The sequence below is a fragment of the Colwellia sp. BRX8-7 genome (genome assembly GCF_014077275.1).
Taxonomy (GTDB): Bacteria; Pseudomonadota; Gammaproteobacteria; order Enterobacterales; family Alteromonadaceae; genus Colwellia_A.
In genome coordinates this window covers 1-23,464 of record NZ_JACGVP010000018.1, presented here as the reverse complement: position 1 = coordinate 23,464, position 23,464 = coordinate 1, and the positions used below count along the sequence as shown (strand labels likewise).

Annotated in this window: 22 protein-coding genes; 7 read left to right on the top strand and 15 right to left on the bottom strand. The window is 37.4% G+C overall.

What is annotated here, in order from left to right:
- Positions 1 to 26: 26 nt before the first annotated feature.
- The 6 genes from H4J57_RS16265 to H4J57_RS16240 form a co-directional block, all read right to left on the bottom strand.
- Positions 27 to 698, bottom strand: coding sequence for a hypothetical protein (locus H4J57_RS16265; protein ID WP_182243614.1), 672 nt, complete (start codon positions 696 to 698; stop codon positions 27 to 29).
- A 123-nt stretch (positions 699 to 821) separates the two neighbouring features.
- Entirely contained in the window at positions 822 to 1,322 is a 501-nt protein-coding gene (locus tag H4J57_RS16260) for a hypothetical protein (protein WP_182243613.1), read from the bottom strand.
- A 65-nt stretch (positions 1,323 to 1,387) separates the two neighbouring features.
- A complete protein-coding gene (locus H4J57_RS16255) occupies positions 1,388 to 2,386 on the bottom strand; it encodes a tetratricopeptide repeat protein (RefSeq protein ID WP_182243612.1) in 999 nt (332 codons plus the stop codon).
- Positions 2,387 to 2,516: 130 nt separating this feature from the next.
- The gene (locus H4J57_RS16250; RefSeq protein WP_182243611.1) at positions 2,517 to 2,906 is read right to left on the bottom strand and encodes a hypothetical protein; all 390 of its coding nucleotides are present in this window, start codon (positions 2,904 to 2,906) and stop codon (positions 2,517 to 2,519) included.
- A gap of 347 nt (positions 2,907 to 3,253) precedes the next feature.
- Positions 3,254 to 3,937: a single-stranded DNA-binding protein gene (gene ssb / locus H4J57_RS16245; protein WP_070375599.1), complete on the bottom strand. Its 684-nt coding sequence runs from the start codon at positions 3,935 to 3,937 to the stop codon at positions 3,254 to 3,256.
- Positions 3,938 to 4,116: 179 nt separating this feature from the next.
- Complete coding sequence (locus H4J57_RS16240; RefSeq protein WP_182217951.1) at positions 4,117 to 4,515, bottom strand: thioesterase family protein; 399 nt, start codon at positions 4,513 to 4,515, stop codon at positions 4,117 to 4,119.
- 137 nt (positions 4,516 to 4,652) lie between these two features.
- On the opposite strand from H4J57_RS16240, the gene H4J57_RS16235 reads away from it, so the two are divergent.
- Positions 4,653 to 5,354 carry a 2OG-Fe(II) oxygenase gene (locus H4J57_RS16235; RefSeq protein WP_182217963.1) on the top strand — a complete coding sequence of 234 codons (702 nt, stop codon included), beginning with the start codon at positions 4,653 to 4,655 and terminating at the stop codon, positions 5,352 to 5,354.
- A 68-nt stretch (positions 5,355 to 5,422) separates the two neighbouring features.
- On the opposite strand, the gene pssA is transcribed toward H4J57_RS16235, so the two are convergent.
- The 3 genes from pssA to H4J57_RS16220 form a co-directional block, all read right to left on the bottom strand.
- Complete coding sequence (gene pssA, locus H4J57_RS16230) at positions 5,423 to 6,751, bottom strand: CDP-diacylglycerol--serine O-phosphatidyltransferase (RefSeq protein ID WP_182217949.1); 1,329 nt, start codon at positions 6,749 to 6,751, stop codon at positions 5,423 to 5,425.
- A 73-nt stretch (positions 6,752 to 6,824) separates the two neighbouring features.
- Positions 6,825 to 8,777 carry a methyl-accepting chemotaxis protein gene (locus H4J57_RS16225; RefSeq protein WP_182243610.1) on the bottom strand — a complete coding sequence of 651 codons (1,953 nt, stop codon included), beginning with the start codon at positions 8,775 to 8,777 and terminating at the stop codon, positions 6,825 to 6,827.
- Between the two features lie 123 nt (positions 8,778 to 8,900).
- The gene (locus H4J57_RS16220) at positions 8,901 to 10,967 is read right to left on the bottom strand and encodes an NADPH-dependent 2,4-dienoyl-CoA reductase (protein WP_182243609.1); all 2,067 of its coding nucleotides are present in this window, start codon (positions 10,965 to 10,967) and stop codon (positions 8,901 to 8,903) included.
- Between the two features lie 149 nt (positions 10,968 to 11,116).
- Here H4J57_RS16220 and H4J57_RS16215 point away from each other — a divergent pair, with 149 nt between their 5' ends.
- Positions 11,117 to 11,602, top strand: coding sequence for a hypothetical protein (locus tag H4J57_RS16215; protein WP_182243608.1), 486 nt, complete (start codon positions 11,117 to 11,119; stop codon positions 11,600 to 11,602).
- A 75-nt stretch (positions 11,603 to 11,677) separates the two neighbouring features.
- Here the strand turns inward: H4J57_RS16215 and H4J57_RS16210 are convergent, their stop codons facing one another.
- Positions 11,678 to 13,042 carry an MFS transporter gene (locus tag H4J57_RS16210; protein ID WP_182217943.1) on the bottom strand — a complete coding sequence of 455 codons (1,365 nt, stop codon included), beginning with the start codon at positions 13,040 to 13,042 and terminating at the stop codon, positions 11,678 to 11,680.
- 202 nt (positions 13,043 to 13,244) lie between these two features.
- Here H4J57_RS16210 and uvrA point away from each other — a divergent pair, with 202 nt between their 5' ends.
- The 3 genes from uvrA (at position 13,245) to H4J57_RS16195 (ending at position 17,803) form a co-directional block, all read left to right on the top strand.
- Entirely contained in the window at positions 13,245 to 16,094 is a 2,850-nt protein-coding gene (gene uvrA / locus H4J57_RS16205) for an excinuclease ABC subunit UvrA (RefSeq protein ID WP_070375593.1), read from the top strand.
- 160 nt (positions 16,095 to 16,254) lie between these two features.
- Positions 16,255 to 16,911, top strand: coding sequence for a fused MFS/spermidine synthase (locus H4J57_RS16200; RefSeq protein WP_182217942.1), 657 nt, complete (start codon positions 16,255 to 16,257; stop codon positions 16,909 to 16,911).
- Positions 16,904 to 17,803 carry a fused MFS/spermidine synthase gene (locus H4J57_RS16195; protein ID WP_182217941.1) on the top strand — a complete coding sequence of 300 codons (900 nt, stop codon included), beginning with the start codon at positions 16,904 to 16,906 and terminating at the stop codon, positions 17,801 to 17,803. The genes H4J57_RS16200 and H4J57_RS16195 overlap by 8 nt, the downstream gene beginning before the upstream one ends.
- Before the next feature lie 50 nt (positions 17,804 to 17,853).
- Here the strand turns inward: H4J57_RS16195 and H4J57_RS16190 are convergent, their stop codons facing one another.
- Positions 17,854 to 18,342, bottom strand: coding sequence for a hypothetical protein (locus tag H4J57_RS16190; protein WP_070375591.1), 489 nt, complete (start codon positions 18,340 to 18,342; stop codon positions 17,854 to 17,856).
- Positions 18,343 to 18,482: 140 nt separating this feature from the next.
- Here H4J57_RS16190 and H4J57_RS16185 point away from each other — a divergent pair, with 140 nt between their 5' ends.
- Positions 18,483 to 18,974 carry a TlpA disulfide reductase family protein gene (locus H4J57_RS16185; RefSeq protein ID WP_182243607.1) on the top strand — a complete coding sequence of 164 codons (492 nt, stop codon included), beginning with the start codon at positions 18,483 to 18,485 and terminating at the stop codon, positions 18,972 to 18,974.
- 104 nt (positions 18,975 to 19,078) lie between these two features.
- On the opposite strand, the gene H4J57_RS16180 is transcribed toward H4J57_RS16185, so the two are convergent.
- From H4J57_RS16180 to H4J57_RS16170, 3 genes are all read right to left on the bottom strand, one after another.
- Positions 19,079 to 19,843 carry a PepSY-associated TM helix domain-containing protein gene (locus H4J57_RS16180; protein WP_182243606.1) on the bottom strand — a complete coding sequence of 255 codons (765 nt, stop codon included), beginning with the start codon at positions 19,841 to 19,843 and terminating at the stop codon, positions 19,079 to 19,081.
- A 45-nt stretch (positions 19,844 to 19,888) separates the two neighbouring features.
- On the bottom strand, positions 19,889 to 20,401 hold the full coding sequence (locus tag H4J57_RS16175; RefSeq protein WP_182243605.1) for an FMN-binding protein: 513 nt from the start codon (positions 20,399 to 20,401) through the stop codon (positions 19,889 to 19,891).
- Positions 20,402 to 20,517: 116 nt separating this feature from the next.
- On the bottom strand, positions 20,518 to 21,678 hold the full coding sequence (locus tag H4J57_RS16170; RefSeq protein ID WP_182222960.1) for a porin: 1,161 nt from the start codon (positions 21,676 to 21,678) through the stop codon (positions 20,518 to 20,520).
- A gap of 177 nt (positions 21,679 to 21,855) precedes the next feature.
- Between H4J57_RS16170 and H4J57_RS16165 the strand changes: the two genes are divergently transcribed.
- Positions 21,856 to 22,047 carry a hypothetical protein gene (locus H4J57_RS16165; protein WP_182222958.1) on the top strand — a complete coding sequence of 64 codons (192 nt, stop codon included), beginning with the start codon at positions 21,856 to 21,858 and terminating at the stop codon, positions 22,045 to 22,047.
- A gap of 8 nt (positions 22,048 to 22,055) precedes the next feature.
- Here H4J57_RS16165 and H4J57_RS16160 read toward each other — a convergent pair whose 3' ends face one another.
- A complete protein-coding gene (locus tag H4J57_RS16160; protein ID WP_182243604.1) occupies positions 22,056 to 23,171 on the bottom strand; it encodes an MltA domain-containing protein in 1,116 nt (371 codons plus the stop codon).
- Positions 23,172 to 23,464 lie beyond the last annotated feature (293 nt).

Below are 23,464 nucleotides of genomic sequence, written 5' to 3'. Positions count from 1 at the left end.
GCTTAGTGCCAAAAGCGGCCTAATGCTTACTGGTTTTGTTGGTGATAAAAGTAAAGCATATCTTGTCTTAGTTTTGCGGCATCGATATTCTTCGATGCAAAAACTTCATCTAATTTTATTTTAGTTTTTTCGTCAAAATAATCGTATGTAGCAACAGTAAAATACCTACCACCTAACTTGAAAACAGCTTCTACAGGAAGAGATGTTTCTATTTTAGAAATTAATGATAAGTGTGCACCAATAGAATATTCAATGAATTGTTTGGCTTCTTTAACTGCTACACCTGATAAGGACTTATCAACATTTAGTCTCCACCCTTGTTTCGTATTTTCAAATTTCAGTGCATTCCCTTCAGCATCCTTTAAAGTAAATTGCGTGTTACTTGTTGATTTTAAATTATAATCACTTAAATCTATAGAAGAGGCGTTGAACTTAAAAGCATCGTTGAACTCAATAAAGGCTTCTTCACCGTATGTGGAAACATACAAAGTTGAAAACTCTTTGTTAAGAGCCATTAATTTCAAAGTATTAGCTAATAACTGTTGCGCTTCAATTGTTCCTTTTAGCATGTTTGTGCATGATGAGTAGGGTTTTTCTAAGCAAACAGATTTGAATTGATTGAGGACTTTTAGGTAATCGTCATTTGCCTGTGTGTACGGAGAAAGGATTACCAGTAAAGTGATGATAAACCGAATCATATAAATTCCTTTTTGTTATTGCTATTCAACATGTATTGACTGACCGCTGTTCGCTCTATATAGAACTTACCTTTTTCAGTAAGTTAAGGTAAAGTCAGTGCCAAAAGCGGACTAAATTTCATTTTAATCAATGTTAATTCCTAGAGCATCTATGTGCTCTACTAATTCTGGAGCACCTACTAAGGTATCACTCACTCTTATCGTTGTTCCATTATCAAAACGCAGTGCGTAGTAAGCATTTAATACACGGTGATTTACTTTGGTTAAGTTGCTCCATTTTTCTTTTTTGAGACCAGACCAAGGTGTATAGAACTCGATGTATTGGTCATTATACTTACCTTTGACCAAATACCCTTCTCCGAAAAGAGCAATAGCTCCTCCAACTAAGCAGATTTCTAATATGATTAGCCAAGCAGCACTTTCTTCACCATCAAAGCGTCCTGTAAAATAACCATACAGAATGAGGAGAGCAAAGCCAGCAGTCAGAACTCCAAATAAGGCTAAGAGCTTTCTCGGCTTTAGTTTTCCAACTTCTACTTTCCCTTTAAAGATCGTTGGATAAAGCGAGATTAATATCACGGCCAACATTATTATCCAATTTTCAATAGGCATGAACTCTAACAAACCTCCCTCCTTTTGATTTACTCATTTTGCCATTAACAGCCGTTCGACAACTAATTATTATTCACTTAGAGATCGTTTAAAGGATTGTTGTGTTGTTTGCAATCGAATAACAAACAACCACAATATTCGTTTATAGTTTCCAATTTGGTCTCTGGTTTTATTTTCTCAAAACTAGACTTTAAGTTTCGCCTAATCAATATCTCTGTACGAAATTCTTCAATTCTTTCTAGCTTCTCAGAAGAAGAATAATCCTCCCAATCCTCATGTTCAGATTCTAGCTCTACGATCCACTCTTCTCTTTCAGCAATTAATTCAGAAATTGTTTTATCAAATAGTGTCTGGTGAGATCTAAACAGTGAATAAGCTAACTCAGGCCAATCAGCTAAGTCTATGCCATTAAGACCTAATTCGATTGTTAAGTTACTTGCTTCTTCATATTGATTTAAAGCTACATAAATAGAGGCGATTTCATAATTACAAACAGGATCTATAAATTCGTTTTGTAGGTTGCCCTTGAGGGACACTAGCAGTTCTTCTGTCTCCTCAATATTTTGAAGCGCAAGTGCCGTAACCGCCAAATTGTATAAAGATCTATTTTCAACATCTTGTAGAAGTGAGCCTTTCTTAAAATACTTATGGGCTTGTTCATAGTTACCAAGCTTAAAGTATGCAACACCTATATTATTGACAACATCTCTTGCTTCAGACTTATTTTCTGCGATCGATAGATAATAAAGTGCCTCATCAAACCTTTCTTCATCTAACAAAATATATCCAAGTAAGTTGTAAGGAAAGTATGAATTGGGATTTATAGCAATACACTCTTCAATTATTGTTATGGCTTGGTCTGTGTTGCCATATTCGATATAAAGCAGCCAAGCTAGGTTATTAGTCGTTTTTACTGTTTTTTCAATTAAGTAAGCTTTCCTAAATAACTTTAGATCTTCGTCATTGGTTATCATATCGGGGGTTTGGTAATACCCCATAGCTACTTCATTGATAAGATCTAAATTTCTAGGGTCTTTATCAAGCTGTTTAATTAATGCTCGTAGTTTTGATGACATAGTAAGTTTCTATTTATACTTTTTATGATTTTTTATGAGGTGACAGGCTTGTAATTTTCATTAATTAAAAACAGAAATCAACGACCGATTATCGCTCTATACAGACATTAACCTTTTCAGTTAATTAACGTCAAATTCTTACGTGGATTTCAAGAGAATCGATTAATTCTGATAAATAACTCTGGTCTATTTCGAACTCGAAATTCAAACAATTACCATAACAGGCTTGCTCGTAAGCATGACCTTTAACAATAATATGCCCCAAATTATCTGCAATAAGGGATAGCTTGAATTGGTCTTCTCTTGGCAAGAGTTCGGCTTTACCTTTTAGTGTTTTATTAAGCTTTATAACGTCGTGGTAGAACCGTGTTAAATCACCTGATTCAAAGAAAGCATTTATCTTTCCAGAAAAACAATTTACTTTTATTTCTATGTCGGCTTGAAACCAATCATCAATTGATATTTTTGATGTAGGGGATATCTGAATAGTCGAACTTGCGCTGTCACCTAACGCTATCATTTTTACTTCCAATTGAAATGTTTTTTTGTCTGCTGTTCGCTCTAAGAAGACATTAAGTTTTTCAACTCGTTATGTCAACTAAGCGCTCGCAGAAGACGTTAACACAGTTATTTCATGATGTTTTTCGAATAATTATTAAGGTTCAATTATGGCAGTTGAAGACAGGTTCCAACTTTATTTAGAGTGTTTTTTTTAATAGATAAAGCTTACTGCAACATTTGTTTCGATCTTTATTTAGCTTCTACAACAATAATAAAAATTTTAGACTAAAGACAAAAAACCCAACAGTTACGTTGGGTTTGATTGAGTTCTAGTGACTAAATTGGCACTTTAAGACTGATTGTTCGTTAGAACGGGATATCATCATCAAAATCAATCGTTGGCTCTTGAGGGTTAACTTTAGGAGCTGATTGCTTTTGTTGTCCTTGATTTGCAAAACCACCTTGCTGCTGTGGTGCTTGTTGTGAATAACCGCCTTGCTGCTGTGGTGCATTGAAGCCACCTTGTTGCTGTGCTGGTGCATAAGCAGGTTGTTGACTTTGTTGTGGCGCTTGCTGAGAGTAACCACCTTGTTGCTGTGGTGCTTGTTGCGGAGCCTGCTGTGATGATTGCCCAGAAAAGCCACCTTGCTGCTGTGAAGCTTGACCAGAGAAACCGCCAGCTGACTGACCGCCAGAACCTTGACCACGTGAGTCGAGCATTTGCATAGAGCCATTAAAGCCTTGTACAACGATTTCAGTGGTGTACTGATCTTGGCCCTGTTGGTTTGCCCACTTACGCGTTTGTAATGAACCTTCGATATATACTTTCGAACCTTTTTTAAGGTATTCGCCAGCAATCTCAGCTAATTTTCCAAACATAACAACACGATGCCATTCTGTTTTTTCTTTCTGCTCGCCAGTTTGCTTATCTTTCCAGGTTTCAGAAGTTGCAATAGTAAGATTAGCAACGCCGCCACCGTTAGGCATAAAACGTACTTCTGGGTCTTTACCTAAATTACCTAAAATGATTACTTTATTAACACCGGCCATGAAAAAAATCCTATCTTTGTGCGTAAATATTTTATTTACTGATTTACGTTATCGACAAACATAAAATAATTTATCGATGCAATTTTAAAAAGTGGCAATTATTCTATCACTGTGAGTAAAAAATTTCTTTGAGTTTCAGTGCATTTTTAAGTTTATTTTTTGATTATTTTAAACCGACATTATTCTTCTGGAAAAAGATGAGCCTTCATTTCTATTTTTATCTGCTCAGGTATTTTTAAAGACGATTGATTTTCAAAACAAAAGTGAACCATAACGGCAGTTCCTGACGCGCACTTTTTATTTTTTTGCCACGCTTCTTGGTAAACAGTAAACGATGACCCACCTATACGACCTATATAGGTGCGGATTTCAATTTCTTCACCATAGTAAAGTTGAGCATGGAATTCCACATCAATTTTAGCCAGAATTAACTGCCAATTTTTTGTATCTAATGTAGGCATAAAAAACCGAAAGACCGGATCTCTCGCTCCTTCAAACCACACAGGTAACAAGGTATTATTTATATGGCCTAGCGCATCGGTATCGCTAAATCTTGGCATTAATTTTTCACTGAACATAAATATTTTCCACAGATTTTAAGTGAGCTTATTTTACATACTTTTTCATTGTGTTGAAGTGTACAAGCGAAGTTAATAGAATATAAGCTATTGCTATGGTATTTTCATTATCAATATTTATTGAAGCTTATCAAACTATGACTGACTTTATAGAACTATACCCTAACGCCCTTTCTCCAGAGTTTTGTAAAAGATTCATTCATGATTTTGAAAGGAGTCCGCATAAAAACCAAGGACGTACCGGTGGCGGCGTAGATACTAGTAAAAAAATTAGCCAGGATATTTATTTAAATCAGCATGCTGAATTTCAGCCGGCACTGGAAACCATTTTACAAGCCTGTATTACTCATATCACTGAGTATGTCAGCAAATACTACTTTAGCTTGATCAGCAGTATTTCTTTAACCGTACAGCACCCTGTGACAAAGCAGCCCGTACAACTAACCGCTGATAACTTTGAAGAGGTAGGTAGACCTAATTTAGTCAATTTAATACAGTATTTATTTAGGCTCGCCCCGATTAATGCCCAAAAATATTTACAGGGTAAAGGCAATTATAATTATTGGCATTCTGAAATATTTCCACAGCTTGGTGATAATAATGCCTTGCACAGAAATTTGCTTTTTCTTATATATTTAAATGATGTCGAAGAAGGTGGTGAAACTGATTTTTTCTATCAAGAAAGAAGTGTTAAGCCAAAAGCTGGCACTATGGTTATTGCTCCTTGTGGCTTTACTCATACCCACAGAGGCAATGTACCGGTGTCATCAGATAAGTATGTGTTAACGTCATGGATGCTATTTAACCCCGCAGATAAAATTTACACCCCACAACCTTAACAAAAACATACCCGTTTCACTTCATCATGCCTATGACATGCTGAAGTGAACGGCTATTATCTATTTGCTTATAAAAATAGTTTCAGTAATCGGTCTATTTGAGCCATTCTTAATTTTTTTAACAGTTTTTTAGGTTTTTCTGGGTACTGATCTTGTGACTCGAGTTGCAAGTAACTGCTAATTAATGTCGTATGTTGATTAATAACTGCCAGTTCATCAGTGAGCGTAGGTAATAAGTTTTGCTTGGCATCGTCAATTAATAAACCATTTTCTAGATCTAAGCCCCAAGCCCGTGGATTAAGATTATTACCAGTCAAAATATGCCAGCGTTCGTCAGCAACTATGCCTTTTAAATGAAAACTATTACTTTCGTGCTTCCATAAACGCACTTTCAGCAGCTTGTTATCAATGTATTTTTGTTGTCTTTTTAAAAATGCCTTTAATAAGGTTTCATAAATATAAGGAATAATACCTATTGTTGAAAATTTATCTTCATCCGCAATAAAAAAATCATTGGCTTTTTTATCGCCAATAATAATAGTCACTTCAACGCCACGCTTTAGCGCTGAACGTAAATCTCGCATAACCGGCTTCGGTAAATTAAAATAAGGGGTAAAAATCAGTAAATTTTTCTTTGATAAACGAATCGTTTCGCGGATCTGTTGATTAAGTTGATTTTTTCTCCGGCCAAAACCAATCAGCGGCACAACAGATAATTCACCTGCTAAAGATTCAGGTTTTTGGGCATAGAAGTTAAAACGTACCGTTTTTAATAGCGCTTTTAGCTTAGATATTGTATTTTTTATTTGTAATTTATTAGGTAAAGTTGCCACATTTAATTGCGGCGAGAATTCACTCTTAACAAAGGTTTGTTGAAGGAATTGACAAAAACTTTCACACAACGCCGGTGATTGAATTTGGTAATAACGGTCTAAACGATATTTTTCAGCTTGGTGCAAATAGATATCATTAATACTCGCCCCCGTATAAAGTAAAGTATTATCAAAAATCATGCCTTTAAAGTGCCAAACGCCCATTAATTCTTTACGTTTAACCGGCACACCGTACACGGCAATACTTTCACTGTATTGTGAGGCTACTTCAAGATAAAAATCGCGATTACCTTGCCCTGATTTATCACCAATTAGACCCCTTTGCGCGCGATGAAAATCAACAAACACTTTAATATCTAAATGAGGGTTAGTTTGCTTTGCTTGATATAGGGCATGTAACACTTGCTGACCAGCCGCATCATCTTGTAAATATAAAGCCGTTATATAAATACGTGATTGCGCACTTTCAATTAATCGAACTAAGGCGGTAGCATATTGTTTTGCGCTTGATAGCACCGTAATATTTTCAGCTAAAAGAGGAATACCCGCTAATACTTTATTCATTCAGGAAATCCACTTAATTTATGAACACATTGGTTTAACGGGCAATAATACCTTATTTGTTCAAACAGTCACTTTATTTCGATAAGTCATCGAGTTTAAATTGCGACAGTTGCTGTGTAAGGTGGTCAGCCAGTGTTAATAAATTTTCCCCTGCGCCGGCTGCATCTTTTGCTGATTGCATAACTAAGTCTGCGTCTTGGGCAATACTTTGGGTATTTTCTGCCATTTCTTTTACCATAACACCTTGCTGATTAACGGCGGTTGATATTTGTAAGGTCGCACCAACAATGTCTTCAACATTATGCGTAACCTCTGTAAAAGTGGTTTTGACGAGTGTTGTTTTATCAACACCTTGTTTAGCCATTGCAACACCTTGGTGCATTGCTTCAACAGACCGACTGGTGCCTGATTGTAACAAGGCAATTATACGTTGAATTTCGGCTGTAGAGTCTTGAGTTCGACTGGCTAACGTTCTCACCTCATCAGCAACAACAGCAAAACCACGTCCCTGCTCTCCAGCACGTGCTGCTTCGATAGCCGCATTAAGTGCCAACAAATTGGTTTGATCGGCTATTTCTTTTATGACGTTAACAAACTGACCAATGTCATGGCTATATTTTGCCAATTCATCAATAAGGCCTGCAGACGTATTAACCTCTTCTGAAATATTATTAATGGCTTGTGCCGTGTCACTAATAATATGACCACCTTGATTAACGTGCTCGCTGGTTTGTTCCGTTAATTGCAGTGTCGCTTCAGTACTGTCGCAAATCACCTGTACCGAGCCACTAACTTCATTGATAGACCGCACGACGGAGTGTGTGTTTAGCTGTTGCTGGGCAATACTGTGCTTCATATGATCGGTGAGTTGATGAATGTTGTTTGCCGAAGCGCGTAATTTGCTAATGTCATCACTAAAGATGGTCAGTAATTGGCATATTTTTCTTTGCATTTGACTGAAATTTTTAGCAATATCACCAAGTTCATCAGACGCGTTAACCCTTAACGCCTGAGAAAAGTTACCGCTACCTAAATACTCAGCCGCTTGGTTGATGGCATTAACATTATTAATTAAGGAATAATAAATCCCCATGAGTAAGTAGCCAATCACCACAATAACAACTATTAATACTATCGCTAAAATCCAAAGAGTTTGCTCACTCTTCTGCGTTAGGGTATCAATTCTTGTTAATAACAAATTGTCACTAGTTTTTAACAAACTTTCAGTCAATTGATAAACTGTTTCGGCTAATTGTGTAGCTTGCTGTTGAGTTAACGATATTCTATCTGGGTCGATCATCTGTTGATGTAATTTTTGCTGGTATTCATCAAGTTGTAGATTAAAGTCGGCGTGTTTAGGCAAGTATAAAGACAGTTCATCATTAGCAACACGCTCTAGCTGTACGGTTGTTTTGTCAAGTTGTACTTGTAGTTCATCAAGACGTTTATCAAGCGCGATAACAAGAGTGTAATTTTCTGCATTGAAGCCATTGGTAATAATTTGAGCACTGATTGATTCAGTCCGTTTTAAATATTCTAATAAGGCGGGAATTCGTTGGCTACTTGCCTCAGCTAAGTAAAAGGCTATCGCGTCATTTTCTCTGGATAAGCCACTTAAGGCGGCAAGGCGTTCTCGAATCGATAAGCTTTGCTCGTAAATTGCTTGGTAACCCTCAGTTTGAAGGGAGGTTTCTTTTTCTCGTAAACCTTGCCAAGCCTGTAACAATGCAGAAGTTGAAATATCTCTAGGTAAGTTCAATTGTGAAATTTTATTGGTAACTACACTCGATTTAACTTGTTGAAAGCGACTATCGGCTATTGCTTGCTCTAGTGTTACTGCTTGCTGTATTTGTGTTAGCCCAATTAATTGCTCTTCATGTTGTGTTATCAAAGCACTTTGCTCTTGAACTATCCACCATGAACCAAGAAAAACAGGTAGAAAAAACATACCCGCTAAAAGAATAAATTTCGCTTTAAAACGTAAAGCATTAGAAAGTGAGATTGCAGGTTTTAGAAATGCAGACATAATTACTCTTATTTTTATGGGTTAACTGTTATGCGAATATAACTACATAACAGTTGACCATAAACAGAGTTGCTTTCTTTCAATTATTATTTATATCTTCAACAAGTCGGCGAGCACTTACTGTTAGATGATAGCGGCAAGCTCTGCAGCTTGGCGTATCGCTCTTTTCGCATCTAATTCAGCAGCAACTTTAGCACCACCAATTAAGTGTAGTCCTTGCTCCGCACCCTTGATGCTTTCTAATTTATTATATAAACCACGTTGTGATTCTTGCCCTGCACAAATTATAACATGGTCAACATCTAGTACTTGCTCTATGCCATCAATTTCAATGGTTAAACCGGCATCATCTATTTTTTTGTAACTGACACCAGCTAACATTTTTACACCATTATTTTTTAAGGTCGCTCTGTGGATCCAACCCGTTGTTTTCCCTAACCCTGCACCGACCTTAGTCGACTTCCTTTGTAATAAGTGAATATTACGTGATGTTTTTTCAATAGGCTCTACTGCCGACTTGTCCAACAAAGCACCATTACCCTGATAACTTTGATCTACGCCCCAGCTCTTTAACCATTTTTCTTTGTTGTTCACGAGAGGACTTTTTTCGTGTTCTTCCGCTAAGTAAACCGCAACATCAAACCCAATACCTCCAGCGCCAATAATGGCAACATTTTTTCCTATGGGTTGTTTATCACGTAGTACATCTAAATAATTTTTTACTTTTTCATGCTCAATACCTTCTATATCGAGTTTTCTAGGTAAAATACCCGTTGCAACCACTATTTCATCAAAGCCAGCATTTGCTAGCGTTTCGGCAGTCGCTTCGGTGGATAAATGTAGCTTAATATCGAGTAAGTTAATTTGCTTATTAAAATACCTAATCGTTTCATAAAATTCTTCTTTACCTGGTACTTGCTTAGCAAAGTTAAATTGACCGCCAATTTCACTAGCACGGTCAAAAATTTCTATTTTATGACCTCGTTGTGCCGCATAGACACTAAAAGCTAAACCAGCAGGGCCAGCGCCTACAACAGCGATACGTTTATTTTTTGACGTTTTAGCGAAGGTGAGTTCTGTTTCATAACATGCCGTTGGATTAACTAAACAAGAAGCACGTTTTTGCTGAAAAACATGGTCTAAACAGGCTTGATTACAACCAATACAAGTGTTGATTTCATCACTTTTATTTTCCATCGCTTTTTGGACAAATTCCGCATCAGCTAAAAATGGTCGCGCCATTGAAACCATATCGGCCTGTCCTGATGATAAAACTTCTTCAGCGACCTCTGGGGTATTTATGCGGTTAGTTGTCACCAATGGAATAGAAACTTCTTGCTTCATTTTCTCTGTGATCCAAGTAAATGCAGCACGTGGTACCGAAGTAGAAATGGTAGGAATGCGCGCTTCGTGCCAGCCAATACCGGTATTGATTAATGTCGCCCCAGCCGCTTCAACCGCCTTTGCCATGGTAACTACATCGGCCCAGCTATTACCTCCATCAACAAGATCTAGCATCGACAATCTAAAGATAAGGATGAATTTTTCACCCACTTTTTCTCTAACAGCTTTAATGATGTCAATGGCTAAGCGCATACGGTTTTCAACGCAGCCTCCCCATTCATCGGTTCGTTTATTAACGCGTACACATGAGAACTGGTTAATTAAATAACCTTCAGAACCCATAATTTCAACACCATCGTAGCCTGCACGTTGTGCTAATAATGCTGAATGGGCAAAGTCTTTAATGGTGCCTTTAATTTGACGAACTGACATCGCAGCGGGTGTAAATGGATTTATCGGTGACTTAACTTTACTTGGCGCAAAGCTAAATGGATGATAAGAATAACGACCGGCGTGCAACAACTGCAAACAAATTTTTGTTGGATACTGATGAACTGCTTCAGTAATTTTTTTATGTTTAGCGACGTGCCAAAACTTACTGAGTTCACAGCCCATAGGTGTTAGGCGCCCGCGTGCGTTGGGGCTAATACCACCGGTAACAATTAAACCGACACCACCTTTAGCTCGAGCTTGATAAAAAGCAGCCAATTTATCAAAGCCGCCTTTTTCTTCTTCAAGTCCAGTGTGCATTGAGCCCATGAGTGTACGATTTGCTAAGGTGGTAAAACCCAAATCTAATGGGGCTAATAAGTTAGGAAAGGCGCTATTGGCTGTGCTAATTGTCATAGTAGTTCACTTTTTCGGGATTATTTTTATGGTCAAACCAGTTATTATCATTATAAAGTAGACGTTTATAACGATAAATTCAAGTACTATTTTGACAGCTGTCAGATCAAAAATATATTTACTAAAAATTTCAAGCAAGTATGCTGAGTATGATGAAAAAACAGATAATAATTAACGATATCCTTGCCCATTTATCAGCAGAATTGTCTGCGATAAAAACAGCAGCAAATAATGCTCACTTAGCCGCCACTGATGATCAGTCGGTCGCAGAAACTCAATACGATACGCTTGCTATTGAAGCTAGCTATTTAGCGGAAGGGCAATCTAGACGTGTCAATGATATTCAACAAGCTAAACAAGCCATTGAACGGTTCATTATTTACAATTTTGAGGAAAAAATGCCTGTTTCAATAGGCGCCTTAGTACAGATAACACCAGAAAAAGGTGGTGATAAATGGTTTTTTATTGCGCCGGCCGCAGGAGGCTTTCAAGGCGTATTAAATAGAAAGCCCTATACCGTTATTACACAAAACTCACCGATGGCAAAAGCATTAATAGGTAAGTATATTGATGATGATGTTGCGTTAACAATAGGCACTAGTAAGCAATATTACCTGGTTAGTGGCGTTTATTAATTGTGGTATTTAACAGCTTTGTCTCTGCTGAACTTGCCTATAAGGAGATAAGAAAATTCAGCAGATGGTTTATCACTATGGGTTCAAGGCAGCTTTAATATCAGCCAAGTTCACCACTTTATCATCAACCTTAAGGTAAACAACCGATTCTTCTTGCACCAATATCGCTTCGATAACCCCAGGTAATTCAATTAATTTTTCGGCGACTTCATTGGCTTTTTCTTGGCAATCAATGCTAGTCGTGAAAGTATAACTTTTTGATTTTTGCAGTGGTTTCATGCTTATAGCACCAAAAAACCATAATAAAGTGATCAATGACATTACTAAAAATATCGCTTGTTCCCCAAATTGGCTGGCAATAATGCCGCCAATAATACCACCGGTAAAAGCACCTAAAAATTGACTACTCGAATAAATACCCATCACACTGCCTTTTACGCCAGCCGGAGCAATGCGTGACAAAATAGATGGCATAGTTGCTTCTAGATAATTAAAGGCAGTAAAAAACATCACCACCAATAACACTAACGTCCAAAAGCCAAGCGGTAAATACCACAACAGTAATAACGAGGCTGCCAGTAATAAGATAGCCGCTGAAAACATCTGTTTTTCTTTTTGCTTTTTAATCGCAATAATCATAAAAGGCACCATCAAAAAGAAAGAACCTAACAAAGCGGGTAAATATAATTGCCAATGTTGCTCTAGCGCTAAACCACTGGCAACAAACTGTTTAGGTAAAGTAATAAAACAAGCCGTTAACGCCATATGAAGAATAAATACTCCCCAATTTAAACGCGATAATTCGGGATTACGAATAAGCTTACTGAGTTGCTCCGGTAAAGCGACACTATCGCCCTTTGGCGCTTTATTTACTGAGTTTGGTACCATGAACTGAATCATTACCATAGCTAAAATGGTTAATATTGCCGTAAACCAAAACAAACCACTCAGCCCAAACGCTTGCGCAACTATAGGTCCAAAAACCATAGCGAGAGTAAATGACAAGCCAATAAACATACCAATAGTTGCCATAACTTTGGGTCGTTGCTCTTCTCGACTCAAATCGGCGGCCAGTGCTAATACCGCACTTGCAATAGCGCCGGTACCTTGTAATGCTCGGCCAAAAACAACGCCATAAATAGTGTCAGACATTGCAGCGACAACACTCCCTAAGAAGAAAATAACTAAACCAATTAAAATAATCGGTTTTCTGCCGTATTTATCAGACAGTATCCCCATAGGTATTTGCAGCATAGCTTGGGTTAGACCATATGCTCCAATAGCTAAGCCTATCCAAATAGGACTAAAGCCGATCAGTTGCTCGCCATAAATAGCAAACACTGGCAAAATCATAAAAAGCCCAAGCATACGCAAGCCAAAAACGGCGGCTAAAGAAAATGCGGCTTTTTTCTCAATACTGTTTAAACCTGTCGTACTCATGGGGCTCTCTATTTAACGTGTCATAAAAAAGCGAAAATTCGCGCTATAGTAGCACGACAAAGTCCTGAACAAAAACAGAGATTATTACTGATTATTGCCGAGTAATTATGCAATAATACTTGGTTCAAACTTTACGTAAAATAGCGATAGCGAATCTATTGAGTTTGTGCACATTCGGATAAACTTATTAGAGTGGATATTTATGAAAAACATTGAAGTACGTGGCGCTAGAACGCATAACCTTAAAAACATCAGCTTAGATATTCCTAGAGAAAAATTAGTCGTTATTACTGGGCTTTCGGGTTCAGGTAAATCTTCACTCGCTTTTGATACTTTATATGCAGAAGGTCAGCGACGCTATGTCGAATCACTTTCGGCTTATGCTCGTCAATTTTTATCGATGATGGAAAAGCCTGATGTCGATCACATAGAAGGCTTATCGCCGGCAATTTCTATTGAACAGAAATCAACGTCGCATAATCCACGCTCTACTGTGGGTACTATTACCGAAATTTACGATTACTTACGACTACTTTATGCGCGTGTTGGCGAGCCACGTTGCCCTACACATCACCAGCCTTTAGCGGCACAAACAAATTCACAAATGGTCGATAAGGTTTTAGCGCTTGAAGAAGGTACAAAAGTCATGGTACTCGCGCCTGTGCTGCAAGGTCGAAAAGGTGAGCATGTTAAATTACTCGAGAACCTCGCATCTCAGGGTTATATTCGAGCTAGAATAGACGGCGAGGTCTGTGATTTATCTGATCCTCCAACATTAGAACTTCACAAAAAACATACGATTGAAGTGGTGGTTGACCGTTTAAAAGTACGTGACGATATTCAACTTCGCTTATCCGAATCTTTTGAAACCGCATTAAGTTTAACCGCGGGTACTGCTAAAGTTGCCTTTATGGATGAACCTGATCGAGAAGAATTAGTCTTTTCAGCTAATTTTGCTTGTTCAAAGTGTGGTTATAGCATGCAAGAGCTTGAGCCGCGCTTATTCTCATTCAATAATCCAGCAGGTGCCTGTAAAACCTGTGATGGTTTGGGTAATCAACAGTTTTTTGACTCTGCTCGTGTTATTACTAACCCTGAATTGAGCTTGGCGGGCGGTGCAATACGTGGCTGGGATAAACGTAATTTTTACTATTTTCAAATGCTACAAGCACTGTCTGATCATTATAAATTTGCCCTTGATAAACCTTTTGAAAAGTTATCCAAGAGTGACCAAGATTTAATACTTCGTGGTAGTGGTAAACAAGAGATTGAATTCAAATATATGAACGACCGTGGTGATGTCGTTATTCGTAAGCACCCGTTTGAAGGCATAATTAATAATATGGAACGACGATTCCGTGAAACAGAATCTAATGCCGTTCGTGACGAATTATCAAAATACTTAAATAGCCAACATTGCCCAGATTGTAATGGCAGTCGTTTACGACTTGAAGCGCGTAATGTTTTTATTGCTGATACACCATTAACTGATATTGCCGAGCTTGCTATTTCTGACGCCTTAGCCTTTTTCGAAAACTTAAATTTATCAGGTCAGAAAGCACAAATTGCAGAAAAAATTCTTAAAGAAGTGTGTGAACGTTTAGGCTTCTTAGTTAATGTTGGCTTAAATTACCTCAATTTATCACGCGCTGCTGGCACCTTATCAGGCGGTGAAGCACAACGTATTCGTTTAGCAAGCCAAATAGGTGCTGGTTTAGTTGGCGTAATGTATGTATTAGACGAACCATCAATTGGGTTACATCAACGCGATAACGAACGTTTATTAAAAACCTTGATCCATTTACGTGATTTAGGCAATACCGTGATCGTGGTTGAGCATGACGAAGACGCCATCAGAGCCGCCGACTATGTTATTGATATTGGCCCTGGAGCCGGTGTTCATGGTGGTGAAATTATTGCTCAAGGTGATGTAAATGATATTTTAGCCTGTGAAAATTCACTAACGGGTAAATACCTTTCAGGACGAGAAGGTATTGAGATACCTAAGGTTCGTGTACCTTTTGATAAAAACAATGTCGTTGAACTAAAAGGCGCAACCGGTAATAATTTAAAGAATGTTGATTTAGTTATACCCAATGGTCTTATGACCTGTGTAACCGGTGTTTCAGGTTCAGGCAAGTCGACCTTGATTAACGATACCCTATTTAAACTTGCTCACATTGCTTTAAATGGTGCGACGACACAAGAACCGGCACCGTATAAAGAAATTATTGGTTTAGATTTACTTGATAAAGTTATCGATATTGACCAAAGCCCGATAGGGAGAACACCACGCTCAAACCCTGCAACCTATACGGGTATATTTACCGCTATTCGTGAAATTTTTGCTGCGACTCAAGAGTCACGTTCAAGAGGGTATAAACCCGGACGCTTTAGCTTTAATGTAAAAGGCGGGCGTTGTGAAGCTTGCCAAGGCGATGGATTAATCAAAGTTGAAATGCATTTCTTACCTGACGTTTATGTTCCTTGTGATGCGTGTAATTCAAAACGTTATAATCGTGAAACATTAGAAGTAAAATATAAAGGCAAGAGCATTCATGAAGTGCTTGATATGACAATCGAAGACGCGTTAACTTTTTTTGCACCCATCCCAGCTATTAACCGTAAATTACAAACGTTAATGGATGTTGGTTTAAGTTATATTAAATTAGGTCAGTCGGCCACTACCCTCTCAGGTGGTGAAGCACAACGGGTTAAATTATCAAAAGAGCTATCCAAACGTGATACTGGTAAGACCCTCTATATTCTTGATGAACCAACCACAGGTTTGCATTTTCACGACATCAAACAACTGATGCATGTTATCCATCGTTTGCGTGACCATGGCAATACTGTTGTTGTTATAGAGCATAACTTAGACGTGATAAAAACAGCCGATTGGATTATTGATTTAGGCCCTGAAGGTGGCTCTGGTGGTGGTGAAATATTGGTTTCTGGTACACCTGAACAGGTTGCTAAACACAAGACATCACATACCGCGAGGTTCTTAAAACCTTTACTCGAGAAGCAAGCAGCTAAAAAGCGTAAATAAGCCTTAACAAACCCAAAAGGCGTGTATCGCCGTTTAGCTTGAATTTTCAGGATGCAACTGAAATTCAGGTCGAACGGCTACCTATCAAATTGGCTTGGTATATCGCGCCTTTTGTCGTTAAGATAGCTTTACTTAATAGACAATATTACTGATACCCTAAATGACGGATACCAAACCCCAGCCATCATGGCAAAACCCATTCATTTACCTACTCGCTTTTTGTAGCGGTTTTTGCATAATGGGCATTGAACTATTAGGTGGCAGAATACTTGCTCCTTTTTTTGGCAGTAGTGTGCATATTTGGGGCAGTATAATTACCGTGTTTATGCTGAGTTTATCGTTTGGCTATTTGGCTGGTGGTAAGCTGTCGACAAAAAATGCTTCTTTGAAAAAATATGGTTTTATCTTTGTATTAGCAGGCATTACCATTTTGCCCGTTGCCTTATGGTCAACAACAATAATGGAAGTCATCTTTTTAAATGTTGAAGATTCTCGCTATGGCTCTTTACTCGCCTGTACAGCGCTCTTCTTTATACCTACGATTATTTTAGGGATGATCTCCCCTTACTCGGTCCGCTTATTAGTAACTGACCGAGATAAGAGCGGTCAAATCGCTGGAAAACTATATTTTGTTTCCACACTAGGTAGTGCATTAGGTACTATTCTTACTTCATTTTATCTGGTGTTATTTTTTGAAGTGAACAGTATTATTATGGTGTTTAGTTCGATATTAGCGTTATTGGGACTTATTGCTATTGTCTTAAATAAATCGGTGAAATCTGTTAGCTTTAATACAGTAGGTGTTATAAATGAGTAAGCTTAATTATTCGATGTTAACTATTTTTATCCTGAGTTGCCTATTTGTTAATAGTACAAGCGCGGAAGTCGTTCACCAAGAACGTTCATTATATCGAAATATATTGGTTGATGATCAAGGTGATTTACGTTGTTTGAAATTCAATGTGAAAACAACTAAAACGAATCAAAGCTGCTTTTATAAAACTGCCCCTCAACGTTTAGTCTTTAATTATACAAAACTACTCTTTTCCGCTTTGCTATTAATTGAGCAGCCTAAAAGTATTCTTATTGTTGGTTTAGGTGGCGGAACTATGTCAAACGTCCTTCAAGAACTCTACCCAACGAGTAAAATCACCAATGTTGAAATAGACCCTGCGGTTGTAAAAGTTGCTCGGCAATATTTTGGTTTTCTCGAAAACCAAGCTGTTTCATCGGTAATACAAGATGGCAGAATTTTTATTAAACGCGCGTTGATCAGAAAACAACAATACGATTGGATAATTCTTGATGCGTTTAACGGTGATTACATTCCTGAGCACTTATTAACGCAAGAGTTTTTACAAGAAGCTAAAGATTTACTTAGCCCCGAAGGTGTATTAAGCGCTAATACTTTTTCAGTCAGTGATTTATATGCACATGAATCAGCTACCTATAAAGCAGTATTTGGCGATTTTTATAATGTACGAAACTATAAAAATAGTAATCGCATTATCTTAGCCGCCAAAGGACAACTGCCCAGTGTTGAATTAATTAATCAGCGAGCAAAAAAATTACAAACACGTTTAACACCTTTCAATATTGATTTATTAAAGATAAGCCAACAAATGACACCAATTAGTGTCGAGCAAGACTGGCCAGAAAAGACTAAGTTATTAACTGACCAATTTTCACCGGCTAACTTATTGAATTAAGTAGGAGGCACTTAACTTTGTGCTTTTAGCTTTAACTGATTGCTCTGCAATTACTTTAAATAGCTAATACTTTGATCGGTAACACAACGAGTAAAGCTTTTTTGCCTTTCTTCTCGGCTTAACGTTGAAATACTTGCCGTTACCACCGCCATTCTTTCTAACTTCTGCTGCGGTGGTAAACTTGATAATTGCTCAGAAAAACAGCCATGCAAACCATAATTCAAGGCAGTATCAGACTGTGTTGTTGCTCCCGCTAAACAAGCCGTTAATTTTTCAGCCAGTAAATTACGGTCCATATCTTCAACAAGCTCCTTTACTTGATAATTAGCATTACCGCTATTTTTAGCTTGGTCACAAGCAAAAAACATATCTGCAACGGCAACTACCGGTATTAAGCGTTCATGTTGAGCGCTAAAACGTAACTTTAGCCATTTGTCATGCTCAAGTTGCTCGGGTGTTTTATCTGCTGAAGCATTCGCTATGCTCAATGGTAAAATTAAAGCAATGAACAAGGAGCTGATCTGTAAAAGTATTTTCATAAGTCTGTCTAAAAGATAAAGTATTGCGTGCAATTTACCTTACTCATCATTAAAAATACAATTATCGTTTTATAACTATCACACTTCACCTCGTTAAATATCCGTGTTCTAATAAGAAAAACTCTGCAAAGTAAAATACTATGAACACTAGAAAATTAATTCCATTGTTATTCTCTGTCCTGACCAGTTTTTGTTTTACAACGGTAAGTTTTGCTCAGCCAATAGCACAGGAAAACGTATTACAAAATTTTGATAAATTAATTGCTGATCACAAAGGACAAGTGATCTATTTAGATTTTTGGGCATCTTGGTGTGGTCCTTGTCGAAAGTCCTTCCCGTGGATGAACGAAATACAAGCGCAATATAAACAGCAAGGCTTAACTATTATCAGTGTTAACGTTGATAACAATAAAGCATTAGCAGATGAATTTTTGGCAGAAGTTCCGGCTGATTTCACTGTTTTTTATGACCCTAAAGGCAATGTTGCCCGTAAATTTAAATTAAAAGGCATGCCAAGCAGCTACATCATTGACCGTTCAGGAGAGGTGGTTAGTACTCATGTTGGCTTTTCAGAAAGTAAAAAACAAAAGTATCAACAAGAGTTAGAAGCTTTACTTCAGTCGACAGAGTAAAGAATACTTACTCAACAATAGCTAAGTAGGCTCAGTTATTTATAAATAGACCAGACCTTAATTAGCGTTAAAGGTCTGGGGTTGAACACTTGCTAAGGGTAATATTAACGTTTTTTATAAGTAAACTTTAGCCAAATATAAATACCACTCACTGATAGTAAGATAAGCATCAAAGCAACAATGTCCATAAACCAAACACCTAAGTTACCAAATAATCGACCAGAGTGAGCATCAAGAATCACTCTTTCCCAGTTTAAAAACTGCGATTGGAATTTTTTGTTCGCCACAACCAGCTCATTTTCCGTCACAGAAGCACTTTGGACCCAAGACGGCTCAACCAGCGTAGTGATCTTTTGCCACTCAAAGAAATCACTATCTCCTTGAAAATAACCCTCTGGTGTATTTAAAACAAGCTGATCACCAATAATGCTAAATGCTGAAATAGGCGTAGGTAAATCACTGGAATTGTCGATCTTATCAATAATAAGCCCTTCGTCAGTAAAAATAACAAGTTGCTTTGTGGTAACCAACAATAGATAAGATTGAAAACGGCTAATACCAATAACAGGCGTATCACTTTGAAAAACCACTTGATCGTTTAACCAGATAAGCTGGTCAGTGACTAACCATTCTTTTTGTTGATAAAAACGAATATCACTAGGGGGCTTAATTCCATAATGATTAAGTAGTATTGAGCTAGTGATTGATTTATCTGACAAAGAAAAAAATGAGGTGTGGTTTAAAGCGACACCCGAAATAGAAAGAAAAATCAGGAATAATGCAGCAAATATACCCAGTTGCCGATGCCATTTTCGCAGATGACGAACAAAACGATTACGGATTAAGTATGCTGATTTTTTATTTATCATTGGGATACGTTAGACCTATCTAAATAAACTTATTACCGGTAAAAATTAAACTTTTACCTTTTTATTTAACCACAATGCCAAACGTGCAACTTTAGTTAGTGCGCGTACCGACATGGTTGCGCCTGTTATACCATCAATATGTTGATTAAGCATGTTTTCTTTAGTCAGTGAGGCTGACTTAAACTGATTTGTGAAAAAGTCATGTCGAACTTCATCACCACGGGACTCTCGATAAACAAGGACTTTAAGGTCAACTACCTGCTCGTCTTTAATGTGAACACCAATTGTAATAGGTTGTTCTTTACCTATTTCTTCAAGCACCCAAACCGTTGCATTTTCTTGTTGCCAGTACCTTACGCGTAAACGGTTATATTCATGGCTCATAATATCACTAATTACCACTTTGTCGTCATTTGACAACCATAGCGCTTTAGATTTTGGTGACTCACCATTAAAAGAACTGCTAATAAACTGTTTAGATGTTTGATAAATACCATTCGCAAACGCCGGTGTTTGCAAACTAAATATAACTAAGAAAGTGAATATAATTTTAACCACATGTCACCCTTGATGATAAATAGATTTGTTAAAACACAAAAGTGAATGAGCAAATAATGCTCATTCACTTCCATGTGAATTATAACCTAACGCAAGTTTGCGATAAGTAAATCAAATTAAAACTGGTAGCCAAAACCTAAGTTAAAGCCTTGTGAGTCTTTTGAACCGCTTAATTCTTCAAAATCAGCTTTTAGTACAACGTTTTCATGTAAGTAATAATTGATACCTACACTGGTTGATTCAACAGCATCAGAAGAACTAGCTCCTGCTTCATTGTTATATTCAGCATAGCGGGCAAAAGCACCCATTTTTTCATTAAACATATATGAAGGTTCAACGTACCAACCTGTTTGCTCATCTCGACCTAATGCTTTTGCTTCTTTACCGTAAATATTCCAAGCGGCATATAGTGCACGAACGGTGAAGTTATTAACTTGGTAAATAGCATGGGCTTGAATTAATGTTGCAGCAGCTTTATCAACACCAGCAGCACTTTGAGCCAAATCTGTTTGAAACTGAACCGTTGCGGCTAACTCTAAGCCTGGAATAGCTGTATATTTTATACGCCCAGTGTAGGCTAAGTTTTCAGCCGAAGCGTTAGAAACTTTTTGACGTCCGCCTCTAATTTTGTAATCATCTCCAACGTTTAAGCCACTAGTTATAGCGGTATCAACAGCTATACCTGGTGCCAACTTAAAGTTAGCTGCAACACCGGCTTCCCACCAAGTAGCTGGAATAATATTCTTTTCAACACCGTTACGTTCAACACCATAAAATGTTGGTGGCTCGTGAGTTTCGTTTATGATGCCAACAGGAACCAAAAACAAACCTGTTTTGGTAGTGATAGTGTCGCTATAATCGTACTCTACGTAAGCTTGTTCTAGCTCAACTTCGCCATCTTGCCCTTCACCAGCAATGCTATGTTCCAATTCGAATTCAGAGAAAAAGCGAATTTTATTGGTGAACTCATGACCAAAGAATAATACGAAACGATGAAAATCAACTTTCGCGTCAGTATCTTTATAGTTGTTATAATGTAATTCGCCGTAGCCACCAATGGTTGTTTTGGCAAATGGGCTAGCAGTTGTACTTGACTCAACTTGGTCAGCAGTTGCTTCTAAGCGCTGCTCTGTTTGATCTAAACGTTGTTCTAAGCTCTTTAATACTTCTTGTTGCTGGGCAATAACTTTACGTAATTCCTCTGTATCGTCATTTGCAATAACAGCCGTGCTAGCAAATAAGCCAACAAGTGCAGAAGCAATTAAGGTTTTCTTCATCATGGGTTCATGTCCGTTAAAGTTTGTAGAGAGAGTTTTTATAATTGAAGTGATAATACACATGAATAAAACGTAATGCAAACGATTATCATTAAGTCTTTCGTTTGTGTTTGATATAGATCAAGATTTAAACTAGATACTTCAGAGATCCTATAATTGGTAACATCGAAATGTGCTATGTTTGTAATACACTTTATGTTTTCGCCGTGCAGTTTACTTAAAAATCAATATAAGCTTAAAAGAAAGAAAGTAAATATTCATCTCCCTTTAGACAGCCAGCCTACCCCTAATGTAAAAGCTAAACCTGAAGATATAACAGCAAGCATTTTAGATAAAAGACTCGCTGATGCAATTTTTTCTGTCGTATAAGCCTTTATTTACTTTAGTAACATTAACCAAGCCTGAGCGTAGTCGGGTAAATGCTTATTAGCTTGGTGATAATCACTCCAACCTTTATAGCTATCTACTAACATATCTAATTGGAATAAATTATCATCGAAGGCTCCACCTTGATCAGCTAGAACACCGATCCGTGATATATTTTCATTATTACGGTCATAACTAACCATAAAGAGTTTACCTAACCCTAGCTGCTTTACATTGCCAGCAAACGTTACTTGAGATTTTAACGCTATCTTATCCTCTTGTTTTTGGCCATAGCCCATAATGCTAGGGACCTCAATAAAATACCAATATCTTGCTTGCTCTCGTTTTCCTAATGCATAATCATAAGCTATGCCGTTATTACGGTGAACATTAAAGTAACGAACTTTTCCATCGACGTTTACCACGCCAGTGCCTTGTAACAAAACATCATGTAATGCTTCTTCAGATAACCAAATTAGAGGTTTAACCGCTGTATTTGTTGATAAGGCTCCTGCCATAATATCTTGTCGGGTATACCTATACCTTATCAATTGCGGTTTCTGGTTTTCAGCTTGCTCTAATGAAAGGCCTTCCTCATCAGTCGGTAAGGCATACAAAGCTTGATTATATTTAGTGGTTTTAACGGTACTGGCATCTAATAGTTTCGTATAATATTTAGTAAGAAAAATTTTATCTTTGGGAATACTATTTAGTAATCGACTTTTAACTTCATTGGTACTTTTATCTGCAATTAGTTGTGCTGTCTGTGTATCAGGGAGCCAACGAAAAAAATTAAAATTCTCTTTTACAAAGGCTATATCGTGTAGGCGACTCTGTCGTTTTGCTCGAACGTCCTCACGATAAGTTGTACAGATAAACGCCAATGTTTGTTCAATATCTTGCATACTAATTTTATTGTTAAATATTGTCCCTGGGTGTACTGCAAACTTATCGCTAGGAACCTTTTTAATATAATCCATTGTATTTTCGGTAATTTGACATAAGTCACTTGCTTTAAAATCACCAAGTTTATTAATACTTGGTGATTTTTCAAGGACAAATTCATAAGAATTCACTTGAAATATAAACAGGAATACAGAGGAAAATAAATATATTAAGTAGCGCATTAATCAGACCTATTAAAACTTTTTCAATATTGTAACTATTAAGCTAATAAAAGATATAGGTTTATCATAGAACAAACAGCAAAATATCCTATTCTGACATGGCATGTCTAATATAAGACGCACTACCCTTGTTATCAGTGCATGCTAGCTATGGATTTTGTCTTTTTTAAACGCCAGAAAGCAAAAAACCCGACTCTTTCGGATCGGGTTTCTGACGTGTAGGGATATACTAATGTCGCGTTGCCAAGGATGGCAAAGAGCGACCTAAATAGGAGCTTAGCAATGTCCTATTC

Excerpts from the sequence above, each read along its gene's own strand:
- H4J57_RS16265 (WP_182243614.1), bottom strand. The coding sequence starts at position 698 with ATGATTCGGTTTATCATCACTTTACTGGTAATCCTTTCTCCGTACACA.
- H4J57_RS16255 (WP_182243612.1), bottom strand. The coding sequence starts at position 2,386 with ATGTCATCAAAACTACGAGCATTAATTAAACAGCTTGATAAAGACCCT.
- H4J57_RS16250 (WP_182243611.1), bottom strand. The coding sequence starts at position 2,906 with ATGATAGCGTTAGGTGACAGCGCAAGTTCGACTATTCAGATATCCCCT.
- ssb (WP_070375599.1), bottom strand. The coding sequence starts at position 3,937 with ATGGCCGGTGTTAATAAAGTAATCATTTTAGGTAATTTAGGTAAAGAC.
- H4J57_RS16240 (WP_182217951.1), bottom strand. The coding sequence starts at position 4,515 with ATGTTCAGTGAAAAATTAATGCCAAGATTTAGCGATACCGATGCGCTA.
- H4J57_RS16235 (WP_182217963.1), top strand. The coding sequence starts at position 4,653 with ATGACTGACTTTATAGAACTATACCCTAACGCCCTTTCTCCAGAGTTT.
- pssA (WP_182217949.1), bottom strand. The coding sequence starts at position 6,751 with ATGAATAAAGTATTAGCGGGTATTCCTCTTTTAGCTGAAAATATTACG.
- H4J57_RS16225 (WP_182243610.1), bottom strand. The coding sequence starts at position 8,777 with ATGTCTGCATTTCTAAAACCTGCAATCTCACTTTCTAATGCTTTACGT.
- H4J57_RS16220 (WP_182243609.1), bottom strand. The coding sequence starts at position 10,967 with ATGACAATTAGCACAGCCAATAGCGCCTTTCCTAACTTATTAGCCCCA.
- H4J57_RS16215 (WP_182243608.1), top strand. The coding sequence starts at position 11,117 with ATGATGAAAAAACAGATAATAATTAACGATATCCTTGCCCATTTATCA.
- H4J57_RS16210 (WP_182217943.1), bottom strand. The coding sequence starts at position 13,042 with ATGAGTACGACAGGTTTAAACAGTATTGAGAAAAAAGCCGCATTTTCT.
- uvrA (WP_070375593.1), top strand. The coding sequence starts at position 13,245 with ATGAAAAACATTGAAGTACGTGGCGCTAGAACGCATAACCTTAAAAAC.
- H4J57_RS16200 (WP_182217942.1), top strand. The coding sequence starts at position 16,255 with ATGACGGATACCAAACCCCAGCCATCATGGCAAAACCCATTCATTTAC.
- H4J57_RS16195 (WP_182217941.1), top strand. The coding sequence starts at position 16,904 with ATGAGTAAGCTTAATTATTCGATGTTAACTATTTTTATCCTGAGTTGC.
- H4J57_RS16190 (WP_070375591.1), bottom strand. The coding sequence starts at position 18,342 with ATGAAAATACTTTTACAGATCAGCTCCTTGTTCATTGCTTTAATTTTA.
- H4J57_RS16185 (WP_182243607.1), top strand. The coding sequence starts at position 18,483 with ATGAACACTAGAAAATTAATTCCATTGTTATTCTCTGTCCTGACCAGT.
- H4J57_RS16180 (WP_182243606.1), bottom strand. The coding sequence starts at position 19,843 with ATGATAAATAAAAAATCAGCATACTTAATCCGTAATCGTTTTGTTCGT.
- H4J57_RS16170 (WP_182222960.1), bottom strand. The coding sequence starts at position 21,678 with ATGAAGAAAACCTTAATTGCTTCTGCACTTGTTGGCTTATTTGCTAGC.
- H4J57_RS16165 (WP_182222958.1), top strand. The coding sequence starts at position 21,856 with ATGTTTGTAATACACTTTATGTTTTCGCCGTGCAGTTTACTTAAAAAT.
- H4J57_RS16160 (WP_182243604.1), bottom strand. The coding sequence starts at position 23,171 with ATGCGCTACTTAATATATTTATTTTCCTCTGTATTCCTGTTTATATTT.